Origin of the sequence: Mesorhizobium sp. B1-1-5, assembly GCF_006443065.1 — a bacterium.
GTDB lineage: Bacteria > Pseudomonadota > Alphaproteobacteria > Rhizobiales > Rhizobiaceae > Mesorhizobium.
The window spans coordinates 59,276-81,099 of the sequence record NZ_VFWS01000007.1 but is presented as its reverse complement, the minus strand read 5'-3'; the positions used below and the strand labels follow the sequence as shown (position 1 = coordinate 81,099).

Sequence of the window (21,824 nt, the reverse complement as noted above, 5' to 3'; positions counted from 1 at the left end):
CAATGACCCGGATCGCGATCGTGACTATATCCGACCGTGCAAGCCGCGGCGAGTACGAGGATCTTGGCGGACCGGCAATCGAGCGCTGGCTTCGCCGTATCCTGGCGGAGCCCTGCGAATTCGTCCGCCGCATCGTCCCCGACGGCCTGGAGAGTGTCCGTGACGTGCTGATTGAGCTTTGCGACCAGGCAGGCGCCGACCTGATCCTGACAACCGGCGGAACCGGCCCCTCGCCAAGGGACCTCACTCCGGAAGCCATGCAACGGGTCATCGCCAAGGAACTGCCCGGTTTCGGCGAGCTCATGCGGCAGGCAAGCCTGCAGCATGTGCGCACCGCCATTCTCTCGCGTCAAACCGCAGGCGTGCGCGGTCGTTCGCTGATCATAAACCTACCCGGAAAACCTGCCTCCATCGACGTGTGCCTCAGCGCCGTCTTCCCCGCCGTGCCCTACTGTCTGGAACTCATCGGCGCGGGCTCGATCGCGGTGCATTCCCCCATCCTTGAGCAGCGTGACTGAGCTGCTGGAGCAATTCCGGATGGAAAGCCGCTGCACACTGAACTGCCCTGGACAGCGGCGCGATCGTCAGCCGCCGCAGCAACAGTCGCAGCCGGATGAATGCAATCTCTTGATCTCCACCCGCCAAATGTCCGGCCCTTGCTGCAGGTATTCCCAACCGAACAGGCCAGGATATCTGACTTCCATCTGGTAGCGCAAAGGGCGTGGGTCATGATCGTTCACGATGACGAAGGATTGGCCCCCGGCCAGTGCCTCGGCGATCGCGAAAATCCGGGCGTGGCGCTCCACGGGCGGGACGGCGCGTACATCCAGCTGGGGTTGTGATGAGACTTCTGATTCAGACATATTCCTAAATCCCGACTTGCTGTGGAAGCGCCGAGCACCGACACTCTTGGCTCGGCGCCAAAAGAATATCTCCGGTCGAATCCGTTTATTTGCCGAAGCGCAAACAATTCGCGGAAAGTGCGGTAGCCCGCCGGATCAGCACGGCGCACAGATGGTTTGCGGCTCAATTATTGGTCGATCTGCTTGAAGAATTCTTCGAAGGCCTTCTTGGCCTTGCCGGGCTGGTTGACCGACTCGGCTGCCTTGAGATTGCTGCTCGGATCGCCGACCACGACGAGCGCAACCATGCCCATGCCATAGTGAGGATTGCATTTGATGCCGTAGACCCCGGATTTCGTGAATGTGACCGAGGTATCCTTGTTCATCTCGCCTTTGAACGGCTGGGCGCCGTCGGGCAGCATGCCGGAAATGGATTCGACGTCGTGCCCCTTGTCCTTGGCTACGAAATGGACGGTGTCGCCGGGCGCTATCTTGAGGAAGGACGGCTCCAGCTGAAACATCCCATGCTTGCCCATGTTCATCATATCGACCTCAACCTCGGCCGCACGCGCGGCACCAGCGGCTATCAGTGTGGCTGCCACGACTGACAGCGCGAGTCTAATCGAACGCATTTTCTTCCATGTCCTTATTTGCCTGGATGAGATCGCTAACGTCGATCCCCGATGAGGGTTTAGACGAAGCTCGCCGGCGAACATTTGCGCTAGCTCAAATTTGCAGCCACTCGCGGGTGGAAATGCGAGGACTTGCCACCACGTTGTCGCTGCCGGATGGAATTCGGTTTCGACATGCATTTGACCTTGATCAAGGCCGCCTCCAGCCGCCGCGATAGGAATGCGGTCAAAGGAGCTTGCTATGACCACTTTGCACGACCTCACCCCGAAGTTCAGGAACATCCGCCTGCTTCTGGCGCGCGAGAAAGGTCATCCGGAAGGAGACCGCGAAGAGGGTTACGACGTGCTTGCGCCGCTCACAGGCGAAGGACGCCTGGATGCACGGGAATGGAAATCGCATCAAGGGATCTGCCGCGTTCGCCGTTTCCGCACCGGCGAGGACGACCTGGTCGGTCGCTTGCGCCGCAAGCCGGGCGGACAATGGTTTTTCGACTATGCCGAAGGCGACCGTGACGACGAGGTTGGCTTTCACCTCGGCGAGGAGCGCTTCGTCACCGGCGAGTATGTCTCCATAAAGCGCAACGGGGCCATGCACACCTATCAAGTCGCCCGCGTCGAGCAGCCATAACATTTTTTTGTTGAAGCCGTCGGAGGGACTCATGTCGCGGCGCATACTTGTCCTCATCGGCCATCCCGACCCGTCCCCCGACCGGCTCTGCCGCGCCTTGGCCTCGGCATATGCTGAAGCCGCGGAGGCTGCGGGCCATGCCGTCCGCGAGATCGATCTGGCCTCGCTGGACATTCCGTTCCTTCGGACGATGCAGGAGTTCGAGCACGGGTCGATCCCCGGCAGCCTCAGGGAGGCGGCCGACGCAGTCGTGTGGGCGGAGCATCTCGTCTTCGTCTTCCCGCTTTGGCTGGGCACCGTGCCGGCAATGCTGAAAGCGTTCCTCGAGCAGGTCATGCGGCCGGGCACGGCATTCGCCTATCCGGAACAGGGTGAGGGTTTCGCGAAATCATTGCTGCGCGGCCGTTCCGCCCGCCTGATCGTGACGATGGGAATGCCCGCGGCCGTCTACCGGATCTGGTTTCTTAGCCATGGAATTGCCGGCGTGCGGCGCGGCATTCTCAACTTTGTCGGGATCAGGCCGGTGCGCGAAACATTGCTCGGCATGGTCGCGAACGCCAGCGACGTGAAACGGGCGAGCTGGCTAAAGCAGATGCAGCGGCTCGGCGCGCGCGCCGTCTAGAGCATGATGCCGAAAAGTGTGGAGGGGTTTTTCGGACGACATCATCTCTTTGATCTAGAGCCGGCCGGACCCGTCATGGCCGCAGGACGGCGGCGCCGCTCAGCCTGCCCATTCGCAAATCATCCAGCGCCCGGTTTGGCCTGCTCAAGCGGATAGACCTTTGTATGCGTGAGCACCTGAGCGCGCTGCGCTATCGGAAAGAACTCCTCCGCGTCGCGCCGCGTAAGATTGGCGCAACGGGAATGGAAACGCGCCGGTCCGGCATCCGTTCCTAGCGCGAGTGCCTGACCTTGACCGGGTGCGGCCGTACGTGACGGCCAAGACCGTAGTCCACCGAAGCGTCGTTGCGCTTCCCAGCGGAAAGCACTTCGAGATAAAGGCCTGCTGCGGCAAGATAGGCCAGGCCCAGTATCCCGGCCCAGATTTCGATCGTGTCGGAAGTCATGTTCAGGCACCCCGGGTTGATTGGTTCGACCGGATGATCGCCGAACCAATTCATCCGGGCTTTGATCGCGGTCAATTGCACAGGACGAAAGCCTCGCCGGTGCCCAATCTGGTGATTTCGGGACAGCCCTACGTAGTTTCCCGTAGGGAGATAACCGAATTTCGACATGGCTGGATTTGCGCGATTTCTGTTGTCGCAGATTCACCGAGACCACAGCCATGCACGCTCAAGCTTCCGCCAAGATCGAACTGCAGTCCTATCTCTCCCATCAAAGCCCAGCGTCCGTCTTTGAAGGGCCGATGACGCCGGTGAGCTTCTTCCCGTCAGGGGCCGAAATCTACGCCCAGGGCGAAAAGGCGGGCGCCCTCTACCAGGTCGAATTCGGCGCCGTACGCATCTATCGCCTGCTCGCCGACGGCCGCAGACAGATCAGCGCGTTCCATCTGGCGGGAGAGACATTCGGCTTCGAGGCCGACGCCACGCACCACTTCTTCGCCGAAGCGATCAACGCGACCGGCGTCCGGGTCCATCGCACTCCCTCGGGCATGGACATGTCGCGCCAGCTCCTGCCTCTCGCGCTCAAAGGCCTGACCCGGGCGCAGGAACATCTCCTGGTGCTTGGCCGCCAGAACGCCATCGAGCGCGTCGCGGCATTCCTCGTCGAGATGGCGGAGCGCCAGCGCGGGTTGCGGCAGGTGGAACTGCCGATGTCGCGCAACGACATCGGCGACTATCTCGGCCTCACCATCGAAACCGTCTCGCGGGTCTTCACCCGCCTGAAGGAGAAAGGCGTGATCCGCCTGCTCAGCCTGCGCAGCATTGAAATTCTCAAGCGCGAGACATTGCTGGCGATGGGGGAATGAGGCCATTCGGGCCAATCGCCCGCTCCTCAATCCGAAAGGGACGACAATGAAAACCACGCTTGCAACCCATAGCGGATTTCGCTTCGAGGTGCGTTGTGCACGCCCTGAGGACGAGCCGCTCGTCGCGGAGTTCTTCACTCATGTGACGCCGGAGGATATGCGCTTCCGCTTCCTCGGCGCTGTGCGGCAAGTGTCGCATGAGCGCCTGGTGGCGATGACCCGGTCCGACGATCCGCATATCCATAATTTTCTCGCCTTCTCGACCGACGGAATGCTGATCGCGATGGCGACCCTCGCCGCCGATCCGGCCGACAGGCGTGGCGAGGTCGCCATCTGCATTCGCGAGGACCGTAAGCATCTCGGCGTCGGCTGGGAATTTCTCGGCTATATCGCGCACTATGCCGACGACCATGGCATCGAGACGATCGAGTCGATCGAGAGCCGCGAAAACCGCGCGGCGATCGAACTCGAGCGCGAGATGGGCTTCACTGTCGCGACGGATCCTGACGATCCGACGCTTGTCCTGGTCCAGCGGAAGCTCGGCGCCACGTTGGCGAATTAAGATCCTGCCATTTCCAGCCGTATGGGAGCCCGCTGACAGGGTCGTGGAGATCGGCAGCGGGCGCAAATGGCTGCCTCCGAGGGATCGGCCATCCACCTCAATCGACAGCTCCGGCATGTGAGGGGCGTTCCGCCAATAAGCGGGAGACTGTTCCGCTCAGGCGGTTTCGACACCGAGCAGTTCTGCCGCCACCGCGCGTTCTTCGTCGGCTGGGATGACAAGCACATCGACACGGGAATTCGCGGCACTCACAAGGTCTTCGCCGCTGCCATTCAAACCGTCATCCATAGCGACGCCCAGCCATGCGGCAGCCTCGCATATCCGCCGCCGGATCGCCGGCGCATGCTCGCCGATGCCGGCGGTGAACACCAGCGTGTCGAGCCCGCCCAGCGCAGCCGCCAGTGACCCGATCTCTCGCCCGACCCGATAGACGAACAGATCGACAGCGCGGATTGCCGCCGGGTCCTTCGACGCCAGCAGCGTCTGCATGTTTCCCGAGATGCCAGATACGCCGAGAAGCCCGGACTTCTCGTAAAGCAAGGTGGACAGTTCGTCGGAGGGCAGCTTCCTGTCTTGCAGAAGGTGCAGGAGGACGCCCGGATCGATCGCGCCGCAACGCGTGCTCATGACCAGGCCGTCGAGCGTCGAGAAACCCATGGTGGTGGCCTGGCTTGCTCCTGCCTTCATCGCGCAAAGGCTCGCGCCGCTGCCAAGATGGGCGACGACGGCGCGGCCACCCGCGCCGGCGCCGTAACGCGCGCGGAGCTCGTTGGCGATATGGCTGTAGGAGAGCCCGTGGAACCCATAGGACACCATGCCCTGCTCCGACATCTCGTGCGGCAGGCCATACAGTCTTGCGATCTGAGGCTGCGTGGCGTGAAAGGCGGTATCGAAGCAGCCGACCTGCATGGCGCCGGGCAGAAGACGGTGGGCCAGATCGACGAGCTCCAGGTTGATCGCCTGATGAATTGGAGCGAGCGGCTCGAGCTTGCGCAAGGCATCGAGCGTGGCCTGATCAAGCAGCGTTGCGCGGGCAAACTCCCGACCGCCATGGACGATGCGATGCCCGACCCTGCTCACTCGGCGCAACAGGCCGCGGTCCGTCAGATAGGACGCAACGGCTTCGAATGCCTCGCCGACGGAGATCGCTCGTTCGCCGAGGCTCTTGTCGAACGGCGGCGTCGTTGCCGTGGGCGCGACATGGAGTCTGGGCCGCTCGCCGATTGACGAGACGCTGCCACGCATCAGCAGATGAAGCTCGCGGCGTCCTTGAAAAGCGGCGAACTTCAGGCTCGATGAGCCGCCATTGAGGACAAGAGTGACATCAGTCATGTTCGACCGGTTCCAGCCGGTTTTGCGGGTCGGTCCTGTCAGCCTGGCGCTTCGGCATCGGCTACTGCTCCCATTTCCAGCCGAGGATCTCCGGCATGTCCTGCCCGTGCTCGCGGATATAGGCCCCGTGCTCGATCAGCTTGCCTTCCATGGCCTGTTTCAGCTGGATGTGCGCACCGGCCGGCTCGGGAATGCGGTCGAGCACGCCGAGCACCAGATGATAGCGGTCGAGCCCATTAAGCACGGTCATGTCGAAGGGCGTCGTCGTCGTCCCTTCCTCATTGTAACCGCGCACGTGGATGTTGTCGTGATTGGTCCGCCGGTAGGTCAGGCGATGGATGGTCCAGGGATAGCCGTGATAGGCGAAGATGACGGGCTTGTCGCTGGTGAACAAAGCATCGAACTCGCGATCCGACAGCCCGTGCGGATGGTGTTCCCTTGGCTGCAGGGTCATCAGATCGACGATGTTGACCACACGGACCTTGAGGTCGGGAATGTGCCGTCTCAGGATTTGAACGGCGGCTAGCGTCTCGAGCGTCGGCACGTCTCCGGCGCAGGCCATCACCACATCCGGCTCGGCCCCGCCGTCGGTCGACGCCCAACCCCATATGCCGATGCCGGCGTTGCAGTGGACCTTCGCCTCGTCGATGGACAGCCACTGCCAGGAATTGGCTTTGCCGGCGACGATGATGTTGATGCGGTTCCATGTCCGCAGCACATGATCGGTCACGCAGAGCAGGCTGTTGGCATCCGCCGGCAGGTAGACGCGCACGACATCCGCCTTCTTGTTCAACGCCACATCGATGAAGCCCGGATCCTGATGGCTGAAGCCGTTGTGCTCCTGCTGCCAGACATGGCTGGACAACAGATAGTTCAGCGATGCGATCGGCCGCCGCCAGGCAAGCTTGCGGCAGGCATCGAGCCATTTCGCATGCTGGTTGAACATGGAATCGACGATATGCGTGAAAGCCTCGTAGCAGGAGAAGAGGCCGTGGCGCCCGGTAAGAAGGTAGCCTTCCAGCCAACCCTGACAGGTGTGCTCGGATAGAATTTCCAGAACCCTGCCTTCTCGACCGAGATGCACGTCCTCGGGCAGGATCTCTTCCATCCAGGCACGCTCCGTCACCTCGAAGACGTCCTGCAGCCGGTTCGATGCCGTCTCGTCGGGCCCGACGATGCGGAAGTTCCTGGTGCCTTGATTCAATGCCATGACGTCACGCAGGAAACGCCCCATCACACGGGTCGACTCCGCCTTGACGCTTCCAGGGCGCTCAACTGAAATCGCGTGCTCTTGCAAGGCAGGCAGTTCGAGAGACCGTCGCAGCAGGCCGCCGTTGGCATGCGGGTTGGCGCTCATGCGCCTTTCACCTTTTGGCGCAGTAGCGCGGACCGCAGCCACAGGCGCGCCGGCGGCGTCGAAGAGCTCTTCGGGCCGGTAGCTTCTCATCCATTCCTCGAGCATCCTCAGATGCGCGGGGTTTTCGGCGAGGCCGGAAAGCGGGACCTGGTGGGCGCGCCAGAATCCTTCGGTCTTCAGCCCGTCGACCTCCTTGGGACCGGTCCAGCCCTTCGGGCTTCGCAGCACGATCATCGGCCAGTTCGGCCGCGGCTGCGCGGTCTTTGCTCCGCTACGAGCCGTGTCCTGAACAGCCTTGATGCGGTCGAGCGCATCGTCGAGCACGAGCGCCATTCGCTCATGCATCCACGCCGGATCGTCGCCCTCGACGAACAACGGCTCGTAACCATAGCCGACGAACAAGGCACGCAGCTCTTCTTCGGGAATGCGAGCGAGAATAGTGGGATTGGCGATCTTGTAGCCGTTGAGATGGAGGATCGGCAGCACTGCGCCGTCAAGCGCCGGGTTGAGGAACTTGTTGGAGTGCCAGGAGGTGGCAAGCGGTCCGGTTTCCGCCTCGCCGTCGCCAACCACGCAGGCGACGACAAGGTCCGGGTTGTCGAAAGCCGCCCCATAGGCATGCGAAAGCGCGTAGCCAAGCTCGCCGCCTTCATGGATCGAGCCGGGCACGTCGGGAGCGGCATGGCTTGGGATGCCGCCCGGAAAGGAGAATTGCCGGAAGAGCTTCTTCATTCCAGCCTCGCCCGGCGCGACGTCCGGATTGATCTCGCTGTAGGTGCCTTCGAGGTAGCTGTTGGCAACCATCGCGGGTCCGCCATGGCCCGGACCGCAGACATAGATGACATTGGCGTCGCGTTGCCGGATCACTCGGTTCAAGTGCGCATAGATGAAACTGAGGCCCGGCGATGTGCCCCAATGGCCGAGCAGCCGCGGCTTGACGTGCTCCAGCCGAAGCGGCTCGCGAAGCAGCGGATTGTCGAGCAGATAGATCTGCCCGATCGTCAGATAGTTGGCGGCACGCCAGTAGGCGTCGATGTCGTGCAGTTCCTGTGCGGACAAGCGATTGGTGCTGGGACGCTCGGTCATTTTCCGACTCCTTCGCTGGTGCCAGACCCACCCGGCTGAAGCTGAACGCTTGAAGGCCGCCACCGGTTCACCACTGGTCGGTATCAACAACGGTGACTTTCGATTTATCCGGGCATGACCGATCGAGCTTTGATCCATCGCAAATGCCGCTCGACTGCGACCAAATTCCAAAGCCCGGTTGCGTCGCAAGACAGCGCCGTCTTTGTTTCAAAGCAACGAACGCGTCGGGTGGCTCAGGCAGATTGTTGCATCCAAATGCGGACAATCTGCATGAAGCGCAAACTGAACGACGATGCGACGATGGACGGGATCATGCGCGCGACCCCGGCAACGATCCGCGTCGTTCTCCAGCACGGAATGCTTTGCGTCGGCTGCCCGATCGCTGCCTTTCACACCCTTTCCGAAGCGGCGCGCGAGCATGATTTGGACGAGGACCAACTTCGCCGCGACCTTGAGGCAGCAATCAAAAGCGGTGACGTGGATTAGCTTTTCGATCCACGCGCTTCGGCGACCACGACGAGCCGATGAGGCTCGACCACGACGACCCTCTGGCGCCCGCTTTTCACCAGCCCCTGGTCTTCCCAGGCCGAAAGTAACCGGCTTACCGTGTGAAGCGTCGTGCCCGTCATCTCCGCGATATCCTGGCGCGAAATCGGAAAATCGATCAGGATTCCTTCCTCGATCTTCTTTCCCGATTGTTTGACCAGCTTGAGCAATGCATTGGCGACGCGCTGCTCGACCTGCTCGGTGGACATTTCGATGACCCGCGTGTGGGCATCCTGCAGCCTGCTTCCCACCATCCTGTAAGTATTGGCGCTGAGGCTCGGAAAACTCGTCGCGAATGTCGGCCAGAGATGGCTTGGCCAGGCAAGCACCACACAATCGGCGGCGGCGAGGGCATTTGCCGGATAGGTCGTCCGGCCAAGCGCGCCGGCGATCCCCATCAGCTCGCCGGGGCCTATGTATCGCACGGTCACCTCGTGCCCGGCAGGGGTCGATTTCACCACGCGCACATGGCCGTCAAGCAGCAGGAAGAACGAACGAGCCTCCTGTTCCTGCTCGAACACCGATTGACCCCTGGCGATCCGAATCGACCTTGCCTGTCCAACGATGCGATCGAGATCGGCGACGGCGATCCCCTCGAAGACGGACAGTCCGGCAATCAGCGATCGGTCAAGGCTTGCCAACTGGCTTTTCTCCCGCTTTCAACAACGCAACGCGCTCAAGGCCCCGCGACCGGACTTTGTCACGGACCGCAGCCCGTCGACAAGTGAAGCTCCCGTCGCTGCCGCCGGCCATTCACGCGCCTGCTTTGATCTAACGCAAATTCCATCCTTCCGGGCCGGGATAGAGATGGGATCGAACAGGCAGCAAGCCTGGTCACCGATGAGGCATGCCATGGCAATTCCGCGGACGCGGCCAAGCGTCTATCCGGCAATTTTCTCCTACGGGTTTCGGCCCTTCTTTCTGCTCGGCTCGCTGCAGGCAGGCACAGCTATACTTTTTTGGCTGCCTCTCTATTACGGCAAGCTCGAGACCTTCAGCACCTTCCTGCCCCTGGACTGGCATGTTCACGAATTGCTCTTTGGCTATCTGCCGGCAGTGGTGACGGGCTTCCTGCTGACCGCAATTCCGAATTGGACCGGTCGGCTTCCGGTTCAGGATCTCCGTCTGCTGGCCCTCGTGCTGCTCTGGATTGCGGGCCGGGCGGCCGTGTTCTTTTCGGCGGAAACGGGCTGGCTCCTGAGCGCCGTCATAGACTGCTCCTTTCTTCTGGCGGTGGTGGCTGCCGCCGCGACGGAGATCGTTGCCGGGCGAAACTGGCGGAACCTCAAGGTGCTGCTGCCGGTCGCGACCCTTTTTGCGGCAAATGTCATGTTTCATGCCGAAGCGCATTACCAAGGCATCTCCGACATGAGCCGGCGCCTCGGTCTTGCAGCGGTCGTCGTCCTCGTCATGATTGTCGGCGGGCGGATCGTTCCGAGCTTCACCCGCAACTGGCTGGTTCGCGAGAAGCCGGGCCGGCTCCCGGCATCGTTCGGCAGGTTCGATGTCGGAACCATCGCGCTGTCGGCTGCCGCGCTCGCCGCGTGGACGTTTTTTCCTGACACCATCGCGACCGGCGTGTTGCTGATCGCCGCAGCGATCTTTAACGCCGTCCGGCTTGCCCGCTGGGCGGGCTATCGGACCCTGCCAGACCCTTTGGTTCTGATCCTGCATGTTGCCTTCGCCTTCGTGCCGGTTGGACTTCTGCTTGCCGGCTTGAGCGCCCTCGCCCCGGAAAGGATTCCGGCGATGGCCGGCATTCATGCCTTTGCGGTGGGAGCGATCGCCTCCATGACGCTTGCCGTCATGACCCGCGCCACGCTTGGCCATACTGGCCGCGAATTGAGGGCAAGCGCCGGCACCTGCGCGGTTTTCGCCGCCATCATCGTTGCCGCCATCCTGCGCGTGGCCGCCGGCATGGCGCCTGCCATGGCAATTCTCCTCCATCTCTCGGCGGCGTTCTGGATTGCAGCCTTCATCGGCTATGCGGTGCTGTTCGGCGGCATGCTGATGCGGCCGCGACTCAATGCGCGCAGCAGGACTCTCTCTTGAGGAAGCGCATGTTGTGGAGGGCATCCACCGGGCCTACATGTCGAACGTCATCCGCGACGGCGGCGGCGCGATTGTCTGGTCGGGGCCGCCTGACATTTAGGCCTTCCATGTCCGTGACCGCCGCCGCTGCGGGTCGCCACTCATCGCCTGGGATTGACCTGAGTTCTCGAGAAACAAGGAACCCGTATGACTTCGAAGTCCGTCTTGCTTGATAGGGTTCGCCCTGCCGCCGAACAGCCTCTGCTTCGCCCCGGCGTCGATCGGGCGTCGATAGGAAAACTGGTTCGCGAATTCTATTTCAAGGTGAGAAAGGATGGGCGGCTCGGGCCTATCTTCGCCGGCGAAATTGTCGGCGATTGGGAGCCTCATCTGGAGAAGATGACGGACTTCTGGTGCTCCGTCATCTTGAAGAGCGGCGACTATAACGGCCGGCCGGTCCCCGCTCACCTGAAGCTCAAGGACGTCACCGAAGCCGATTTCGACATCTGGCTGGCTCTCTTTCGCGAAACGGCGGCAGAGCTGTTCGCGCCCGGCATCGCGGCGGTGTTTGTCGAGCGGGCGGAGCGGATAGCGGCGAGCCTGAAGCTCGCCATGTTCTTTCGCCCAGGCTCCGCGGCGGCCCCGCCAAATGCTGCGGGCTCGACTTGATTTTACGTAAGGACTGCAGCTGTCGGGTTCCGTAGTTTGCCTGGATGGTCCTCAATCTCTGCGTCGGCACGATCGTCATCAGCCTGACGGTGCTGATCCACACGTTCGGTCTTATCGCGATCACGCGCATGATGGCGCGTCTTGTGCCGCTCTTGCGCATGCACGGTCGGCGTAGCCGGATCATCGCCATGATCAGCGTGGTGATGGGACTTTTCGCGGTCATGACGGCGGAAGTCTGGCTTTGGGCCGGTCTGTACCGATTGCTCGGAATCCTGAGCGATTTCGAGACGGCGCTCTACTTTTCGACCATCACCTTTTCGACGGTTGGCTACGGAGATGTGGTGCCTGCCCACGGGTGGCGCATCCTGGCGGCGCTGGAAGGCATCAACGGCTTTCTGCTGATCGGCTGGTCGACTGCCTATCTGATCGCGGCCGGCACCCGTGTCGGTCCCTTCAAGGTCGGCGAGCACTTCTGATGCGCAGTTCCGGCCTCAAACCGCTAACGAGTGCCTGCCGGTTCCATTGTTGAGATATTTGTCGAACTTGGCCGCCACCGTCCGCACGAGCGGACGGCTTTCCTGCGGCACGACGAAGTTTTCGCCGTCGAGCCGGAGCAGTTGGCCGGCGCCGCCGATAGCCAACCGGCTCGCCTCGCAGAGCAATGTTTGGCCGACCGCTCCGAAGCGTTTGACAAGCTCTGCCGCCGAGAAGGTGAAATTGCACATCAGACGCTCGATGATCCACCCTCGCGCCAAATCGTCCAGACTGAATTCGACGCCTCGGGCTATTGCCAGCCGTCCGGAATTCACGACCTTTTCGTACTCGCCCGTCGCAACGATGTTTTGTGCGTGGCCCTGGCGATACCGGCTGATCGAGGAGGGACCGAGGCCGATCAGGGTTTCGCACTGGTCTTCGGTATAGCCCTGGAAATTGCGGCGGATCTTGCCCGCGCGCGCGGCAACCGCCAGCATGTCCTGCGGCCTGGCGAAATGGTCCAATCCCAATGCCTCATAGCCGGCATCGACAATCAGCCGAGCGGCAAGCTGCGACTGCGCTAGGCGCGCGGCGGAATCGGGCAGCCAGGCTTCATCGATCATCGTCTGGTGCTTCTTGAACCAAGGCACATGGGCGTAGCCGAACAGGGCCAACCTGTCCGGCGCCAGGGTCAGCGCCTGGGCGACGGTCACCGCAACGCTCTCGCAGGTCTGGTGCGGCAGCCCGTAGAGCAGATCCAGGTTGACGGAAAGAACGCCCCGCGCACGCACCGCATCGACAATGCCTTTGGTCAGCGCGAAACTCTGCTCGCGATTGATCGCCTTCTGCACCCTGGGATCGAAGTCCTGGACACCAAGGCTGGCTCGCGTCATGCCGATGGCCGCGAAGGCGTCGAGCCGCCCCTCGTCCATATCGTTTGGGTCGATCTCGACGCTGAGGCTGGCATCGTCGAGGAAGTCGAACCGATCCCGCAATGCCTTTCCAAGCATGAGGATGTCTTCGGGCTTGAGCATTGTCGGGGAACCGCCCCCAAAGTGAACAGCTCGGACCCTGCCCCTGCCGCTCACAAGGCGGCCGACCGTTTCGATCTCCTTGTGAAGCGAACGCAGGAAGGTCGCGACGGGCGCATAGTGACGCGTCTGCTTGGTATGGCAGGCGCAGAACCAGCACAACCGGTCGCAATAGGGGATGTGCACATAGAGCGATATCTCGTCATCGCCCTCCAGCGCATTCATCCACCCGCGAACCGTCACTGCGTCAACACCGGGATGAAAGTGGGGTGCCGTGGGATAGCTCGTGTAACGCGGCACGTTGTCGCCAAGGCCCGCTGTTTGAGTTGGGCTCGGGGAATGGACGGGAGCGGCGGGAGCGGTCATGACGGCCAAACTGCCCGAACGACGCCGGCAAAACCTTGATTTCGATCAAGGCGGCCACTGCCGAGGCTATGCTCCAGCGGTCGCTGCAACCCTCCCCAAACAAAGGCTCTTCACGTTTGACTTGAATCAAGGCCGGGCGACGGAAAATCCCGAAATGGTGCCGCGAGCGGGAATTCCGCCGAACCTTTCGAGACGAGATCGGGGACTTGCGATGAAATATGGCACGGAGATGGTCCTTCTAAGCCTGTTTGCGTTTGGCGCCGTTGTAGCCGCCGGCTTCGGCGTGGATGAACCTTTCCGCCAGCATATGTGGGTTTTGTTCTTCGCCGTCGCTGGCTTCACCGCGATCCTGTTACGCAACTCGGACTTCAAGCCAGCCTTGCCGGTCGACCCGGAAGCTTACATGGATGGACCGGTCCGCTACGGCGCCATCGCGACGATGTTCTGGGGTGTCGTCGGCATGACGGTCGGCGTCATTATCGCGCTTCAGCTCGCTTTCCCCGATCTTAACATCCCACCCTGGTTCAATTTCGGCCGTCTGCGTCCGCTGCACACCTCCGGCGTCGTCTTTGCCTTTGGCGGCAACGCGCTGATTTGCACCTCGCTTTACGTCGTCCAACGCACCTGTCGGGCGCGGCTGTTCGGCGGCAATCTGGCCTGGTTCGTCTTCTGGGGATATCAGCTTTTCATCGTCATGGCTGCGACCGGATACCTGCTCGGCATCACCGAGAGCCGCGAGTACGCCGAGCCGGAATGGTATGTCGACATCTGGCTGACGGTTGTCTGGGTCGCGTATCTGATCCTTTTCCTTGGCACCATTTTGAAGCGCAAGGAACCGCACATCTACGTCGCCAACTGGTTCTACCTGTCCTTCATCGTCACCATCGCGATGCTGCACGTCGTCAACAATCTGTCGATGCCGGCATCATTCCTGGGATCGAAGAGCTATTCGGCCTTCTCTGGTGTCCAGGATGCGCTTACACAATGGTGGTACGGGCACAATGCGGTCGGCTTCTTCCTCACCGCAGGCTTCCTGGGCATGATGTATTACTTCGTGCCTAAGCAGGTGAACCGGCCGGTCTATTCCTACCGCCTGTCGATCATCCACTTCTGGGCGCTGATCTTCCTCTACATCTGGGCGGGCCCGCACCACCTCCACTACACCGCCCTGCCCGATTGGGCTCAGACGCTGGGCATGGTGTTCTCGATCATGCTGTGGATGCCCTCCTGGGGCGGCATGATCAACGGCCTCATGACCCTCTCCGGGGCCTGGGACAAGATCCGCACGGATCCGATCGTCCGCATGATGGTTGCGGCCATCGCCTTCTACGGCATGTCGACCTTCGAAGGGCCGATGATGTCGATCAAGACCGTCAACTCGCTGTCCCACTATACGGACTGGACGATCGGCCACGTCCATTCGGGCGCGCTCGGCTGGGTCGGCCTGATCTCGTTCGGCGCCATCTACTATATGGTGCCGAAGCTATGGAACCGACCGCGGCTCTACTCGACGCGGCTTGTCACCTGGCACTTCTGGCTGGCGACGCTGGGAATCGTCGTTTACGCGGCCGTCATGTGGGTGTCCGGCATCATGCAGGGCCTGATGTGGCGCGAGTACGACGAACAAGGGTTCCTTGTCTATTCCTTCGCCGAGACCGTCGCCGCCATGCACCCCTACTACGTCATGCGCGCCACCGGCGGCGCCATGTATCTCGCCGGCGCTCTGATCATGGCCTGGAACATCACCATGACCATCCGCGGCTACCAGCGCGAGGAACAACCTCTGCCGGGCGCCGCGCCCGCCCTCCAGCCTGCCGAATGAGGAGCCAGACATGGGCCTGATGGACAGACACGCTCTGATCGAGAAGAACGCAACCCTGCTTCTCGTCGGATCCCTGCTGGTCGTGACAGTCGGCGGCATCGTCGAGATCGCGCCGCTCTTCTATCTCGATAACACGATCGAGAAGGTCGACGGCATGCGGCCCTACTCGCCGCTGGAACTGGCCGGTCGCAACATCTACGTGCGCGAGGGCTGCTATCTCTGCCATAGCCAGATGATCAGGCCGTTCCGGGACGAGGTGGAACGCTACGGCCACTACAGCCTGGCGGCGGAGTCGATGTACGATCACCCGTTCCAGTGGGGATCCAAGCGGACCGGACCCGATCTCGCTCGCGTCGGCGACCGCTACTCCAACAGCTGGCATGTCCAGCACCTTAGCGATCCGCGTTCCGTCGTGCCCGAGTCGGTCATGCCGAGCTACGCGTTCCTGAAGGACACCCCGATCGAGGTGAAGAACTTCTCGACGCATCTGGTCGCCAACAGGCGCGTCGGTGTCCCCTACTCCGACGACATGATCGCCAATGCCAATGCGGATCTGACGGCGCAGGCCGATCCCAATGCAGACACGTCAGGCCTGGAGAAGAGATACCCGAAGGCCAAGGTCGGCGATTTCGACGGCAACCCCCAGCAGGTCACCGAGATGGACGCCCTGGTGGCCTATCTCCAGATGCTCGGCACCTTGGTCGATTTCAAGAACTACGACGAAGCCGCCGGCTACCGCTGAGGAGAAACAACCGATGGACTACAATTTGATGCGGGAGTTCGCCGACAGCTGGGGCCTGCTCGCAATGGCCCTGTTCTTTGTCGGCTGCATTGCTTTTGCGTTCCGCCCGGGCGGCAAGTCGCATGCCGATCACGCCGCACAGATTCCTCTCCAGGACGACTGATCATGAGCAACGAGCATGTCGACGAAATCTCCGGCGTCACGACCACCGGCCATGAGTGGGACGGGATCAAGGAGCTCAACAATCCCCTGCCGCGCTGGTGGGTGATAACCTTCTACATCACCATCGCCTGGGCGGTCGCCTACACGATTGCCTATCCCGCTTGGCCGATGCTGAGTTCCGCCACCAAAGGCGTCCTGGGCTTTTCCAGCCGCAACGATGTCAAGAACGAGATGGCGGCCGCGGAAGCCACCAAGGCCAAATATGTGGCGGCAATACAATCCAAGACGGTTTCGGAGATCGCCGCAGATGACGCATTGCGCGAATTTGCCGTCGCGGCGGGCGGTGCCGCATTCAAGGTCAACTGCGTGCAGTGCCACGGCTCCGGCGCCCAAGGATCGACAGACTTTCCGAACCTCAACGACGACGATTGGCTCTGGGGTGGCAAGGCGGAGCAGATCCAGCAGACGATCACCCACGGAATCCGGTTCGCGGCTGATGCCGACACCCGCCAGTCGGAGATGCCTGCCTTTGCCGATGTGCTCAAGCCGGAGCAGATCGCCGAGGTCAGCGCCTTTGTCGCCAGCCTTTCGGGACCGCTGCGGGACAAAAGCCTGATCGAGCCCGGCGCCAAGGTTTTCGCGGACAATTGCGCGGCCTGCCACGGCGACAACGCGAAGGGCAACAGGGACCTCGGAGCACCTGATCTGACGGATGCGATCTGGCTCCACGGTTCCGGCGAAGCCGCGATTGCTTCTCAGGTGCGCACGCCGAGGAACGGCGTGATGCCGGCCTGGGTCGGCCGGCTCGGCGAGACGACGGTCAAGGAACTGGCTGTCTATGTCCATTCGCTTGGCGGCGGAGAATAGGAGCGGGGCCTATTCTCGGCCCTCAGCCGCTCAAGCGACGAGGCCCGGCCATGCCGGGCCTCGACTTGCTTCTGATGACTCAAATTTGACCTGCATCAACGCGCGGCGCGCAAGCGATTGCAACACTGCTGGAGACAGGCGGCGTCATTCGCCGCGATTGGAGATCGTCGTGCTGGATCAGGCGCAGGTGGAACGGCTCGATGCCGAAGCGGTCAACTCGGCAAAGACGCGACCGCCGCTTTACGCCGCGCGCAAGAAGATCTTTCCGAAGCGGGCCTCCGGCCGTTTCCGCCAGTTCAAATGGCTGGTGATGGCGATCACGCTCGGCATCTATTACCTGACGCCATGGCTGCGCTGGGATCGCGGCCCGTTTGCGCCCGATCAGGCCGTCCTGATCGACTTGGCCAATCGCCGGTTTTATTTCTTCTTCATCGAGATCTGGCCGCAGGAATTCTATTACGTCGCCGGCCTTCTCATGATGGCGGGCGTTGGGCTTTTCCTGATCACATCGACCGTCGGGCGAGCCTGGTGCGGCTATGCCTGCCCACAGACCGTCTGGGTGGACCTGTTCCTTGTCGTGGAACGCGCGGTTGAAGGCGATCGCAACGCCCGCATCAAGCTGGAAGCCGCACCCTGGAGCGCTCGCAAACTTGTCCTGCGCGCATCCAAGCACGCGATCTGGCTCATCATCGCGGTTGCCACCGGCGGCGCCTGGATCTTCTACTTCGCCGACGCGCCGAAGCTGCTCGGCGAAGTCGTCACCGGGACGGCCGCGCCCGTGGCCTATGTCACCATCGCCGTCCTGACCGGCACCACCTATGTCTTCGGCGGACTGATGCGCGAGCAGGTCTGCACCTACATGTGCCCATGGCCGCGAATTCAGGCCGCCATGCTCGACGAGAATTCGCTGACCGTCACGTACAATGACTGGCGCGGCGAACCGCGTTCGCGCCATGCAAAAAGGGCTCTCGCCGCCGGTTTGCCGGCCGGCGATTGCGTCGACTGCAACGCCTGCGTTGCCGTCTGCCCGATGGGAATCGACATCCGCGACGGGCAGCAGCTCGAATGCATCACCTGCGCGCTCTGCATCGATGCCTGCGACGGCGTCATGGACAAGCTCGGTCGCGAGCGCGGACTGATCTCCTATGCAACACTGGCGGACTACAATGCCAACATGGCGGTGGCGACCGCGGGTGGCACAAGTCAAGTCAATCCATCGCTGGTAAGAACAACGAGCGGCGCTTTCGTCGACGGCCTGGCGCATTTCCATCTGGGCAAGATCTTCCGGTTGCGCACCTACATCTATCTCGTTGCATGGTCGGCGATCGGCCTGGTGCTCGTCTATTCGCTGCTGACGCGCGAACGGCTGGAGCTCAATGTCCTGCATGACCGCAATCCTCAGTTCGTGACGCTCTCGGACGGCTCGATCCGCAACGGCTACACGGTCAAGCTGCTCAACATGATACCCGCGCCGAGGACGATCGAGGTCATGCTGCAGGGTCTCGACGGCGGCGAGATGAGCATTGTCGGTGTCGACCAGGCCCCTAGCCGCTCATTTTCCGTTGCGGTCGAACCCGACCGGCTAAAGGTGCTCAAGGTCTTTGTTCGACAACCGGCAGACCGGATCAGAGAGCCGGCGCAGAGCTTCGAATTTCGCATCGAGGACAAGGCGAGTTCGGAATCGGCCGAATACACCGCCAGCTTCAACGCACCGGAGAACGACAAATGAGCACCGGTTTGCAGAAGTCGCGCGAGTTCACCGGCCGGCACATGTTGATCGTGATCGTGAGCTTCTTCGCGGTGGTGATCGGGGTCAACGTCACGATGGCCACGCTCGCCCGAAAGAGTTGGACCGGCCTCGTTGTCGAAAACACCTATGTGGCGAGCCAAAAGTTCAACGAGGAGGCTCGGAAAGGACGAGCGCAGGCGGCACTAGGCTGGACAGGCAAGCTGACCATCGCCTCCGGAGAAGTCCGCTACAGCCTTGTCGATGAACACGGCAAAGCGCTGCAGCTGCACGGCGTCAGAATATTGTTCCGGCACCCGGCTTACGAAGCGGAAGACGAAGCCCTGACGCTTGCCGCACCGGCGGGTGCCAGTCAGGGGAATGCACAAGAGTTTGCCGTGCATCACACGCCAAAGGACGGCGTCTGGATCGTCGAGATCGATGCCGACGCGGGCCTTGCCGCTCCATTTCGCGACGTCCGCCGCCTCATGATCGCGAACGGAGCCCTGCAATGAGCTGTTGCGCGCCGGGAGCCGAGATGGCTCTTGAGGTCGTGGACGCGGCATCCGCTGTGCCCTCCGGCGACGAGATAAAACTGGCTAGCCGCGCACTGGACGGCGGCTATCGCCAGACGGATCTGTCAGTTCCGTCCGTTCATTGCGCGGGCTGCATCCAGGCGATCGAGGCGGCCCTGGCGAAGCTCGAAAACATAGAGTCCGCCCGCGTCAATCTCTCAACCAAGAGGGTATCCGTTCGCTGGCGCGGGGAACAGGTTCCGCCGTTTTTCGCAACGCTTTCAAGGCTTGGCTATCAGGCGCATCTGTTCGACCCGGAAATCCAGGAAAAGGACCGAACCCTATCGGAGCTGATCCGCGCCGTCGCCGTCGCCGGCTTCGCGGCAGGCAACATCATGCTGCTGTCGGTATCGGTCTGGTCCGGCGCCGAGGGCGCGACGCGGGATCTGTTTCATTGGCTGTCCGCGTTGATCGCCATCCCGGCCCTGGCCTTCGCCGGCGGCATCTACTTCCGCTCAGCCGCGAACGCGCTGCGCCATGGCCGCATGAACATGGACGTGCCGATCGCGGTGGGTGTGTCGCTGGCTTACGCGATGAGCCTCTACGAGACCATCAACCACGGCGAGCACGCCTATTTCGACGCCTCGGTGTCGCTGCTCTTCTTCCTGCTGATCGGCCGCACGCTGGACCATGTGATGCGCGAGCGCGCGCGGACCGCAGTCGATGGTCTGTCAAGGCTCGCGTCGCGGGGTTCGCTTGTCCTGACGGATGACGGCACGCGCGAATACGTGCCCGTCGCCGAACTGATGCCGGGAATGCGCCTGCTCATCGCGGCCGGAGAACGCATACCGGTCGACGGCGATGTACTCAGCGGAAGCTCCGACCTGGATTGCTCGATCGTCTCCGGGGAGAGCGCGCCAAAGACCGTCGGCGCCGGCGCCCATGTGCAGGCCGGCACGCTCAACCTGACGGGTCCGCTGACGATGCGGGCGACCGCCGCCGCGAAGGATTCCTTCCTGGCGGAAATGGTTCGACTGATGGAGGCCGCCGAAGGTGGCCGCTCACGCTATCGACGCATCGCCGATCGCGTGTCGGCGCTCTACGCGCCCGTGGTCCACCTGGCGGCCTTCGCGACATTCCTTGGCTGGATGGCCGCGTCCGGCGACTGGCACCGCGCCATGACCATCGCCATCGCCGTGCTCATCATCACCTGCCCCTGCGCGCTCGGCCTTGCGGTGCCGATCGTCCAGGTCGTTGCGGCCCGACGTCTGTTCGAGGCCGGCGTCATGGTCAAGGACGGTTCGGCCATGGAGCGTCTCGCGACGATCGACACGGCTGTGTTCGACAAGACCGGAACGCTGACGCTCGGGCGCCCAAAACTGGTGAATGCGTCATCGATCGATCCAATCATGCTTGCGATCGCGGCGGACATGGCGGCCCATTCCCGCCATCCGTTCTCGAGGGCAATCGCCAGTTACGTGGGGTATTCCGGCCGGCCCGTCGTCGAAACCGTCAGCGAGCATCCGGGCTTCGGCATCGAAGCCATTACGGAGGGGAATACGTGGCGCCTAGGAAGGCGCGGATGGGCGGGCTGGAAGGCTCGCACCGGCGGGGAAGGCAAGCTCGGCGGCTATGGCGGCACGGTGCTCTCAAAGAATGGAAACATCGTTGCGTGTTTTGCTTTCGAGGACGCGCTGCGACAAGACGCCAGGGCAGCGATCCGGCAGTTGAAGTACGCCGGCATGTCGGTCGATATGCTGTCCGGAGATACCGCGAAGGCCTGTGGCGAGGTTGCCAAATCACTGGGTGTCGACAGTTTCGCGCCGGCGCTGCTGCCCTCGGGAAAGGTCGAGTGGATCGAGGCGCTGACCCGCGCCGGACACAAGGTGCTGATGGTGGGCGACGGCCTCAACGACACACCGGCCTTGCGCGCGGCGCATGTTTCGATGGCTCCGGCAACCGGGGCCGACATTGGCCGCCAGGCAGCGGATTTCGTCTTCCTGCGCGAAAGCCTGCTTGCGGTCCCTCTGGCGGTGGATGTCTCGCGCAAGGCCGGCCGGCTCATTCGCCAGAACATCGCCATCGCGATCGTGTACAACGCCTTTGCCGTTCCGATCGCCGTTCTGGGCCACGTGACGCCGCTCATCGCGGCGATCGCAATGAGCGCCTCTTCACTGATCGTGATTGCAAACGCGATGCGGCTTCAGGCAACGGCGAAAGCGGCACCTGAAGCTGCGCCGGCCCGGCGCCGCACCGATGTCGTCGACGCTGCCCGCCCATGACCACGCTCGTCTATCTCATTCCGGTAGCCCTGTTCCTGGGAGCGCTCGGTTTGTCCGGCTTCCTGTGGGCTTTGCGCAGCGGCCAGTATGAGGATCTCGATGGAGCAGCAGAGCGGATACTGATCGAGCCTGATCGCCGAGACGGCGAAGGCCGGCAATCAAACTGACATGGATCAAGGCGGCGTCGCTCTCGATGTCCGAAAAGCGGCTGACGAAAGCGGG

Annotated in this window: 24 protein-coding genes and 1 pseudogene; 17 read left to right on the top strand and 8 right to left on the bottom strand. The window is 62.3% G+C overall.

Features of this window, described 5'->3' with window-relative positions; all coding sequences use genetic code 11:
• Positions 1-2: 2 nt before the first annotated feature.
• Positions 3-518, top strand: coding sequence for a molybdopterin adenylyltransferase (gene mog, locus FJ980_RS04915; protein WP_140541815.1), 516 nt, complete (start codon positions 3-5; stop codon positions 516-518).
• A 66-nt stretch (positions 519-584) separates the two neighbouring features.
• On the opposite strand, the gene FJ980_RS04910 is transcribed toward mog, so the two are convergent.
• A complete protein-coding gene (locus FJ980_RS04910) occupies positions 585-863 on the bottom strand; it encodes a DUF2249 domain-containing protein (RefSeq protein ID WP_140541814.1) in 279 nt (92 codons plus the stop codon).
• Between the two features lie 167 nt (positions 864-1,030).
• On the bottom strand, positions 1,031-1,723 hold the full coding sequence (locus tag FJ980_RS35915) for a pseudoazurin (protein ID WP_348640645.1): 693 nt from the start codon (positions 1,721-1,723) through the stop codon (positions 1,031-1,033).
• Here FJ980_RS35915 and FJ980_RS04900 point away from each other — a divergent pair.
• Both FJ980_RS04900 and FJ980_RS04895 read left to right on the top strand, forming a co-directional pair.
• Positions 1,716-2,102: a hypothetical protein gene (locus tag FJ980_RS04900; RefSeq protein WP_140541813.1), complete on the top strand. Its 387-nt coding sequence runs from the start codon at positions 1,716-1,718 to the stop codon at positions 2,100-2,102. The two genes, FJ980_RS35915 and FJ980_RS04900, sit on opposite strands and share 8 nt — an antisense overlap.
• 31 nt (positions 2,103-2,133) lie before the next feature.
• Positions 2,134-2,724, top strand: coding sequence for an NAD(P)H-dependent oxidoreductase (locus tag FJ980_RS04895; RefSeq protein ID WP_140541812.1), 591 nt, complete (start codon positions 2,134-2,136; stop codon positions 2,722-2,724).
• Between the two features lie 73 nt (positions 2,725-2,797).
• Here the strand turns inward: FJ980_RS04895 and FJ980_RS04890 are convergent.
• Positions 2,798-2,957, bottom strand: a pseudogene (locus tag FJ980_RS04890) (alcohol dehydrogenase); the annotation flags it as partial.
• A gap of 38 nt (positions 2,958-2,995) precedes the next feature.
• Positions 2,996-3,169 carry a hypothetical protein gene (locus tag FJ980_RS34590; protein WP_181181108.1) on the bottom strand — a complete coding sequence of 58 codons (174 nt, stop codon included), beginning with the start codon at positions 3,167-3,169 and terminating at the stop codon, positions 2,996-2,998.
• Positions 3,170-3,387: 218 nt separating this feature from the next.
• Here FJ980_RS34590 and FJ980_RS04885 point away from each other — a divergent pair, with 218 nt between their 5' ends.
• The gene (locus FJ980_RS04885; protein ID WP_140541811.1) at positions 3,388-4,032 is read left to right on the top strand and encodes a helix-turn-helix domain-containing protein; all 645 of its coding nucleotides are present in this window, start codon (positions 3,388-3,390) and stop codon (positions 4,030-4,032) included.
• A gap of 46 nt (positions 4,033-4,078) precedes the next feature.
• Positions 4,079-4,594 carry a GNAT family N-acetyltransferase gene (locus tag FJ980_RS04880; protein ID WP_140541810.1) on the top strand — a complete coding sequence of 172 codons (516 nt, stop codon included), beginning with the start codon at positions 4,079-4,081 and terminating at the stop codon, positions 4,592-4,594.
• 156 nt (positions 4,595-4,750) lie between these two features.
• On the opposite strand, the gene FJ980_RS04875 is transcribed toward FJ980_RS04880, so the two are convergent.
• Both FJ980_RS04875 and FJ980_RS04870 read right to left on the bottom strand, forming a co-directional pair.
• Complete coding sequence (locus FJ980_RS04875) at positions 4,751-5,926, bottom strand: acetate/propionate family kinase (protein ID WP_140541809.1); 1,176 nt, start codon at positions 5,924-5,926, stop codon at positions 4,751-4,753.
• Between the two features lie 61 nt (positions 5,927-5,987).
• Entirely contained in the window at positions 5,988-8,369 is a 2,382-nt protein-coding gene (locus tag FJ980_RS04870; RefSeq protein ID WP_140541808.1) for a phosphoketolase family protein, read from the bottom strand.
• A 270-nt stretch (positions 8,370-8,639) separates the two neighbouring features.
• On the opposite strand from FJ980_RS04870, the gene FJ980_RS04865 reads away from it, so the two are divergent.
• Positions 8,640-8,855: a DUF1858 domain-containing protein gene (locus FJ980_RS04865; protein WP_140541807.1), complete on the top strand. Its 216-nt coding sequence runs from the start codon at positions 8,640-8,642 to the stop codon at positions 8,853-8,855.
• On the opposite strand, the gene FJ980_RS04860 is transcribed toward FJ980_RS04865, so the two are convergent.
• Entirely contained in the window at positions 8,852-9,556 is a 705-nt protein-coding gene (locus FJ980_RS04860) for a Crp/Fnr family transcriptional regulator (protein ID WP_140541806.1), read from the bottom strand. The two genes, FJ980_RS04865 and FJ980_RS04860, sit on opposite strands and share 4 nt — an antisense overlap.
• Before the next feature lie 211 nt (positions 9,557-9,767).
• Between FJ980_RS04860 and FJ980_RS04855 the strand changes: the two genes are divergently transcribed.
• From FJ980_RS04855 to FJ980_RS04840, 3 genes are all read left to right on the top strand, one after another.
• Entirely contained in the window at positions 9,768-10,967 is a 1,200-nt protein-coding gene (locus FJ980_RS04855) for an NnrS family protein (protein WP_140541805.1), read from the top strand.
• A gap of 186 nt (positions 10,968-11,153) precedes the next feature.
• Positions 11,154-11,615: a group III truncated hemoglobin gene (locus FJ980_RS04845; RefSeq protein WP_140541804.1), complete on the top strand. Its 462-nt coding sequence runs from the start codon at positions 11,154-11,156 to the stop codon at positions 11,613-11,615.
• 44 nt (positions 11,616-11,659) lie between these two features.
• On the top strand, positions 11,660-12,091 hold the full coding sequence (locus FJ980_RS04840; protein WP_140541803.1) for a potassium channel family protein: 432 nt from the start codon (positions 11,660-11,662) through the stop codon (positions 12,089-12,091).
• A gap of 15 nt (positions 12,092-12,106) precedes the next feature.
• Here FJ980_RS04840 and hemN read toward each other — a convergent pair whose 3' ends face one another.
• A complete protein-coding gene (gene hemN / locus FJ980_RS04835) occupies positions 12,107-13,486 on the bottom strand; it encodes an oxygen-independent coproporphyrinogen III oxidase (protein WP_140541802.1) in 1,380 nt (459 codons plus the stop codon).
• 211 nt (positions 13,487-13,697) lie between these two features.
• Here hemN and ccoN point away from each other — a divergent pair, with 211 nt between their 5' ends.
• The 8 genes from ccoN to ccoS all read left to right on the top strand — a co-directional run bounded on the left by ccoN (position 13,698) and on the right by ccoS (position 21,769).
• Complete coding sequence (ccoN, locus tag FJ980_RS04830) at positions 13,698-15,308, top strand: cytochrome-c oxidase, cbb3-type subunit I (protein ID WP_140541801.1); 1,611 nt, start codon at positions 13,698-13,700, stop codon at positions 15,306-15,308.
• A 10-nt stretch (positions 15,309-15,318) separates the two neighbouring features.
• Positions 15,319-16,050 (top strand): cytochrome-c oxidase, cbb3-type subunit II, encoded by a 732-nt coding sequence (gene ccoO, locus FJ980_RS04825; protein WP_140541800.1) that lies wholly within the window; start codon positions 15,319-15,321, stop codon positions 16,048-16,050.
• Between the two features lie 13 nt (positions 16,051-16,063).
• Positions 16,064-16,213 (top strand): cbb3-type cytochrome c oxidase subunit 3, encoded by a 150-nt coding sequence (locus tag FJ980_RS04820; protein WP_140541799.1) that lies wholly within the window; start codon positions 16,064-16,066, stop codon positions 16,211-16,213.
• A gap of 2 nt (positions 16,214-16,215) precedes the next feature.
• Complete coding sequence (ccoP, locus tag FJ980_RS04815; RefSeq protein ID WP_140541798.1) at positions 16,216-17,079, top strand: cytochrome-c oxidase, cbb3-type subunit III; 864 nt, start codon at positions 16,216-16,218, stop codon at positions 17,077-17,079.
• Between the two features lie 169 nt (positions 17,080-17,248).
• The gene (ccoG, locus tag FJ980_RS04810) at positions 17,249-18,808 is read left to right on the top strand and encodes a cytochrome c oxidase accessory protein CcoG (protein ID WP_181181104.1); all 1,560 of its coding nucleotides are present in this window, start codon (positions 17,249-17,251) and stop codon (positions 18,806-18,808) included.
• Positions 18,805-19,320, top strand: coding sequence for a FixH family protein (locus tag FJ980_RS04805; RefSeq protein ID WP_140541797.1), 516 nt, complete (start codon positions 18,805-18,807; stop codon positions 19,318-19,320). The genes ccoG and FJ980_RS04805 overlap by 4 nt, the downstream gene beginning before the upstream one ends.
• Entirely contained in the window at positions 19,317-21,602 is a 2,286-nt protein-coding gene (locus FJ980_RS04800; RefSeq protein WP_140541796.1) for a cation-translocating P-type ATPase, read from the top strand. Before FJ980_RS04805 ends, FJ980_RS04800 begins: the two co-directional genes overlap by 4 nt.
• Positions 21,599-21,769: a cbb3-type cytochrome oxidase assembly protein CcoS gene (gene ccoS / locus FJ980_RS04795; RefSeq protein WP_140541795.1), complete on the top strand. Its 171-nt coding sequence runs from the start codon at positions 21,599-21,601 to the stop codon at positions 21,767-21,769. Before FJ980_RS04800 ends, ccoS begins: the two co-directional genes overlap by 4 nt.
• Positions 21,770-21,824 lie beyond the last annotated feature (55 nt).